The sequence below is a fragment of the Streptomyces sp. SID1328 genome (genome assembly GCF_009865595.1).
Lineage (GTDB): Bacteria > Actinomycetota > Actinomycetes > Streptomycetales > Streptomycetaceae > Streptomyces > Streptomyces griseoluteus.
Map to the genome: position 1 here is coordinate 1 of NZ_WWKH01000521.1, position 5,192 is coordinate 5,192.

General features: G+C 73.7%; 6 protein-coding genes. 3 read left to right on the forward strand and 3 right to left on the reverse strand.

Annotated elements, in window-relative coordinates:
• Positions 1–690: ROK family protein (locus tag GT030_RS16430; RefSeq protein WP_161201739.1), on the forward strand; the 690-nt coding region annotated here is incomplete at its 5' end.
• Between the two features lie 215 nt (positions 691–905).
• Positions 906–1,877: a phosphotransferase gene (locus tag GT030_RS16435; RefSeq protein ID WP_202460168.1), complete on the forward strand. Its 972-nt coding sequence runs from the start codon at positions 906–908 to the stop codon at positions 1,875–1,877.
• Positions 1,878–1,888: 11 nt separating this feature from the next.
• Here GT030_RS16435 and GT030_RS16440 read toward each other — a convergent pair whose 3' ends face one another.
• The 3 genes from GT030_RS16440 to bla form a co-directional block, all read right to left on the reverse strand.
• Positions 1,889–2,071 (reverse strand): hypothetical protein, encoded by a 183-nt coding sequence (locus GT030_RS16440; RefSeq protein ID WP_086695785.1) that lies wholly within the window; start codon positions 2,069–2,071, stop codon positions 1,889–1,891.
• A gap of 187 nt (positions 2,072–2,258) precedes the next feature.
• Positions 2,259–3,185 (reverse strand): hypothetical protein, encoded by a 927-nt coding sequence (locus tag GT030_RS16445; RefSeq protein ID WP_161201740.1) that lies wholly within the window; start codon positions 3,183–3,185, stop codon positions 2,259–2,261.
• A 279-nt stretch (positions 3,186–3,464) separates the two neighbouring features.
• Positions 3,465–4,373 (reverse strand): class A beta-lactamase, encoded by a 909-nt coding sequence (bla, locus tag GT030_RS16450; RefSeq protein ID WP_161201741.1) that lies wholly within the window; start codon positions 4,371–4,373, stop codon positions 3,465–3,467.
• Between the two features lie 134 nt (positions 4,374–4,507).
• Here bla and GT030_RS16455 point away from each other — a divergent pair.
• On the forward strand, positions 4,508–5,192 hold a 685-nt coding region (locus tag GT030_RS16455), incomplete at its 3' end, for a LysR family transcriptional regulator (RefSeq protein WP_161201742.1).

Here is a 5,192-nt window from a genome sequence, read left to right on the forward strand (position 1 = left end):
CCCGCCCGGCTCGCCGTCGTCAGCGCGGCCGACCCCGTCGACCGTGCGACCGGCCGCCTGGTCCGCCTGCCCGACGCCCCCTTCCTGGTCGGCGCCCTCGACCCAGCGGCTGTGCTCGCCCCTCATGTCGCCGGGCCGGTCCTGGTCGACAACGACGTCAACTGGGCCGCCGGCGCCGAACACCAGGCCGTGGGCGTCGACGACTTCGTCTACGTCCACCTCGGCGAGGGCCTCGGCTGCGCCGTCGTCACCGACGGCGCCGTCCGTCGCGGCCACCGGGGCCTGGCCGGCGAAATCGCCCACGTGCACACCACCGGCCCGGACCGCTCGGCCATGCCGCTGACGGAGGTCTTCGCCGCGCTCGGCCTGCGCCGGCCGGACTCGACGGCCATCGACGTACCGGCCCTGGAGGCGGCCATCACCTCCGACGCAGGTGCAGCGCAGACGCTGGCACGCGCGGTGGCCGGCGTGCTGAGCGCGGCCGTGGCCTTGGCAGACCCCGCCCTGATCGTGCTGGGCGGGGAGTGGGGACGCCTTCCGGCGATGCGGGCGTCGATCGGTCACCAGCTCGCTGCCGGCCCGCGTCCCGTCCCGGTGGTGGCGGCGACGGTCGACTCGCCGGAGCTGACGGCGGCGCGCGAGCGGGCGGTGGCGGAGCTCAGGGAGCTGGTGGTGGGGGCTGCGCGGTGAGGACTGTTCCTCCGGGCGGTGGCCGCGCCTTGCCGGAGCCGACCACTACGCGCGAGCGCGCGGAGGTGAGGCTGTGAGAACACACGGTGCGGGCGGGGCGGGACCCCGGCCACCGGCCGACGGCCGGGTTCGCGAGCGGTGCCGGAGCCGCCCACTGGGGCCGCACGGTATGAAAATTCCTGGCCAGAGGCGGTCTGGCGTGCTGGGATTGCTCGATGGAGCGCATGGTTGAGGTGGACCGGGGTGCGTACCCCGATGCGGTGACGCCCTGGGAAGAGGGGGCGTGGCGGGAGGCCGTCTTCGCCTGGGTCGAAGAGCAACTCGCGCGGTGTGGGCTGCGGGTGACCGGGGTGGCTCGGGTTCGGGTGCGGCCCTGGTCGGTGCTGATGCGGGTGCCGGTGGGCGGCCAGGGCCCCGTGTGGTTCAAGGCCAATCCGCCCGGCAGCGTTTTTGAGGGCCCGTTGACCGCTGCGTTGGCCCGGTGGGTGCCGGAATTCGTGCTGCGGCCGCTGGCTGTGGACGGCGAGCGGGGGTGGTCGTTGCTACCGGACGGCGGGCCGCTGTTCCGGGAGGCGGAGGTGGGGCCGCGGGCCTGGGAGGAGTTGCTCGGCGGGTACGCCCGCATGCAGCGGGCCCTGGTTCCGCGCGTCGGTGACCTCGGCGCGCTCGGCGTACCGAGGCTGCGGGTGAGCGAAGTGCCCGCGTCCTTCGACCGGTTGCGGGACGGGAACCGCAACCTGGAGCCCGAGCAGCGGGCCCGGCTCGACGCCCTGCGACCCCGGCTGCTCGACTGGTGCGCGGAGTTGGACGCGATCGGTGTCCCCGACTCCCTCGACCACGCCGACCTCCACGAGGGCCAGCTCTTCCACCCCGCGCCGGGCCGGTTCACCTACTTCGACTGGGGAGACGCCATCGTCTCGCACCCCTTCGCCAGTCTGCGCATCCCGGCCCAGCGGGCGGCGGAGCGGTACGGGCCCGAGGTACTCCCCCGTCTGCGGGACGCCTACCTGGACCCCTGGACGGACCTCGGGCCGTCGGCCGCGGAACTCCGCCGCGCTGCCCGGCTCGCCTGGCGGCTGGGCGCGCTGGGCCGCGCCCGCGCCTGGACCAGGCTCTTCCCGTCCGCGACGGAGCCGGCGAACGGCGCCCGCTCGCTGCTGGAGACCGCGGACGCTCCCCCGTTCTGAGCCCGGAGGCCTCAGCCTCTGGGAGCCGCGCCGCCCGTGGCCCGGAGATGGTCGCGGCGGGCGTTGTTGTACGTGCGCAGATGGACCTTGGCCACGGCGCAGGCCGCGCCGTCGGCACGGCACTGACGGCAGGTCCGTACGTGCTGCTCATAGGTGGTACGGGCGTTTTCCAACGCCTCATCGGCCATGGACATGGTCATCTCCGGAGGGGGCGCGCCCACGCGGACGGCGCCTGATTGACTGGTGAGTAACTTCCGGAGAAAGATCATCATGTTACTGCCGGTACTGGGAAACCAGGCCGCGTAGGGCCGAAAAGGGGGAGCCGTCCGCCGACGGCTCCCCCTCCTGCCTCCCCTTCCCGCGCCGGTGACGCGGGAGGGGTCAGGAACGGCGTGCGCGCGAGGCGTACACCGTCCCGGCTCCCACGGCCAGCACGAGCGCGGCCCCACCCGCGAGCATGCCGACCGGGGCACCCGCACCGGTCTCCGCCAGCGGCGGATTACCGCCGTTGGGCGACGACTTGGGCGCGGGCGGACTGGACTGGGCCGGCGGCACGTCCGCGTCGGTGGACGGTGTCGCGCCGGGCTTCGGGCTCACCGGGGGCTTGGTGCCCTCGGCGGGCGCGCTCGGCTGACCACCGGCGGGCGGCGCGGAAGGCACCGGGCTCGCGGAGGTCTCCGGCGCGGACGGGCTCGGCGTGGCCGACTCCGGCGTACCGCCTTCGCACCGCTTGTCCCCGCCGTTCCAGGCGGCTATCAGGTGGTACGGCGTGAGGACGCCGGCGCGCACGTCGGGCAGCGGGCCGTGACCCTCGCCCTCCTTGCCGTCATAGGCGGTGTCCTCGCCGTACAGGTCGATCTGCCCGAAGCAGCTCGGCGTCTTCACGCTGAGCTTCTGCCAGGTGCGGCCGTCGTCGTCCTTGCCCGCGACGTCCTTCGCGGTGAGGTGGACGGTGGCCTTGTCGACCATCTCCTGGTGGCCGGAGGACGCCCAGTTCGGGCCCTCGGTGGTGTACTCGGCCAGGGAGACGGGATAGCTGCACCCCTCGCCGACGCTCTGGCCGGGCGCGAGGCGGACCTCGACGGTGCCGGGGACGGTGTCCCACTGGTGGAAGCCGCCCTGCGAGGACCAGTCGGCGCCGACGACCTTGCCGTCGGCGTCGACCAGTCGGTACTGCACGGTGGCGGACGAGCAGGCGCCGCCCTCCTGGGCGTGGGCGGCGGTGGCGCCGATCAGCGGCGCGGCGGTCGCCGCGAGGAAGGCCGCGGCGGCCGTGGCGAGAAATCTGGCTGGTTGCGAGCGTGCCAAGGTGAGCCTCTGTCCGTTCAAAAGGTGTGGGAGGTGGCAGGGCGCGCGCGAACCGGCGCGCGGCGCCCCGTGTCCCTTCGCCCGCCCGAGGCGGAAGCGAGGACGGTCAGAGTCTTGTCGCCTCTACAACTCCCGTCAATTTTACACGAGTTGAGCATCATCACAGTTGCGCCGGAACCGAATGCGCAGGTCAGCACGGACGGCAGATTTCGGTACGGGACCCGACATCCCCGAATTGCACGGGTCGGCCCCGCCGGTCGCGGGCGGGGCCGCGGGCGGCTACTCCCCCGGCGCGAGGGTGGCCGCGAGCAGGCGTGCCGTCTCCTCGATCAGCGCCTCGTCCACGGGCGCGCCGGGCGCGGGCTTGGTGGACAGCACGGACAGCAGCAGCGGCGTGCCCTTGCCGGTCCAGGCCACACCGAGGTCGTTGGCGGTGGCGTAGGAGCCGGTGCCGGTCTTGTCCGCGAGGACCCAGTCCGACGGGAGCCCGGCGCCGAACCGCTTGCCGCTGGTGGTGTTCCCGCGCAGCCAGCCGACGAGCTGCTCCCGGTCGCAGTCGCTCAACGCCTCCCCCAGCGTGAGCAGTTCGAAGGTGCGGCCGAGGGCGCGGGGGGTGGTGGTGTCGCGCGCATCACCGGGTACGGCGGTGTTGAGATCGGTCTCCCACCGGTCGAGCCGGCTCACCCGGTCGCCGAGGGAGCGGAAGAAGCGGGTGAGGCCGGCCGGGCCGCCGATCCGGCGGAGCATGAGGTTGCCCGCCGTGTTGTCGCTGTACTGGATGGCGGCAGCGCACACGTCGCCCAGCGCCATGCCGGTCTCCTGATGGGCCTTGGTCTGCTCGGAGTTGGAAAGGATGTCCGCCGGCGGGTAGTGGATCACCTCGCCGAGCGCAGCGCGGCCGCCGTGGTCGCGCAGGACCGCCGCGGCGGCGATGGCCTTGAACGTCGAGCACATGGCGAACGGCTCGTCGGCGCGGTACGCCACCGTGGCGCCGGTGCGGGTGTTGTGCGCGTACACCCCGAGCCGTACGCCGTACCGCTTCTCCAGTGCGGCCAGCTCGGGGCGCAGCGCGGCCGGGCCGTTCGGGGCGGCGAAGGCAGGGGCGGCGGAGGTGGCGGCGGCAGCGGCGGTGAGAGCGGCGCCCGCGCGGAGCAGGGTGCGGCGCGGGACGGGGGTGGCACGGGTCATGTGCGCTTTCCTCCACGGGAGTTGGGCCGTCGGGCCGGTTGGATCACCGACGGGGTGACAGCGAAACAGCAGGACACCGCTCATGTCCAAGAGTGAACTTTGAACGCTCCATGACTTATTGATATGACTCCTGGATGGATCTGCTCGCGCATCTGGCGGCGTTCACCGCAACGGCCGAGGAGGTGAGCTTCTCGCGCGCCGCCGACCGGCTGGGGATCGCGCAGCCACTCCTCAGCCGCCGCATCAAGTCGCTGGAGGCGCATTTCGGCGGCCCGTTGTTCGACCGTTCCCGGCGCCAGGTCGCCGTGACGGAGTTCGGCACCTCGCTGCTCCCGTACGCACGCGACGTGCTGGAGCGCGCCGAACGGCTGGACCAGGCCGCCCGGTCGGCCCGCGCCGCACGGACACGGGGCGTGGGCGTGCCCGCGCACTGCGCGCCGGTGGCCCTGGCGGGCGTACTCCGGGCAGGTACCGAGCACGGCATTACGCTGGCGGTACGGGAACTCCCGCCGCAGCAGAGGCAGTCGGGCCTCAGCGATGGTTCGCTTGCCTACGCCCTGCTCCGCGTGGCCCCGGAGCGGGCCACATTCCAGGTCCCGCTCGGCCTGGCCGCGGCGCGGCAACTCGCCCGGCGCAGTCTCCACCTGGAGGACCTCCGCCCGCCGCGAGGCGTGGCCGGGCTGCCGATCCTGACCCTGGAGGAGGACGAAGTGCCCTACGCACAGGACCGGTTGGCGCGGGCCGCCGCCCGTGCCGGGCTGCCGGAGACGCTTCTGCGACCGGCCGGCCCGGCCGCCGCCGCGCTGGCCGACACGCTGG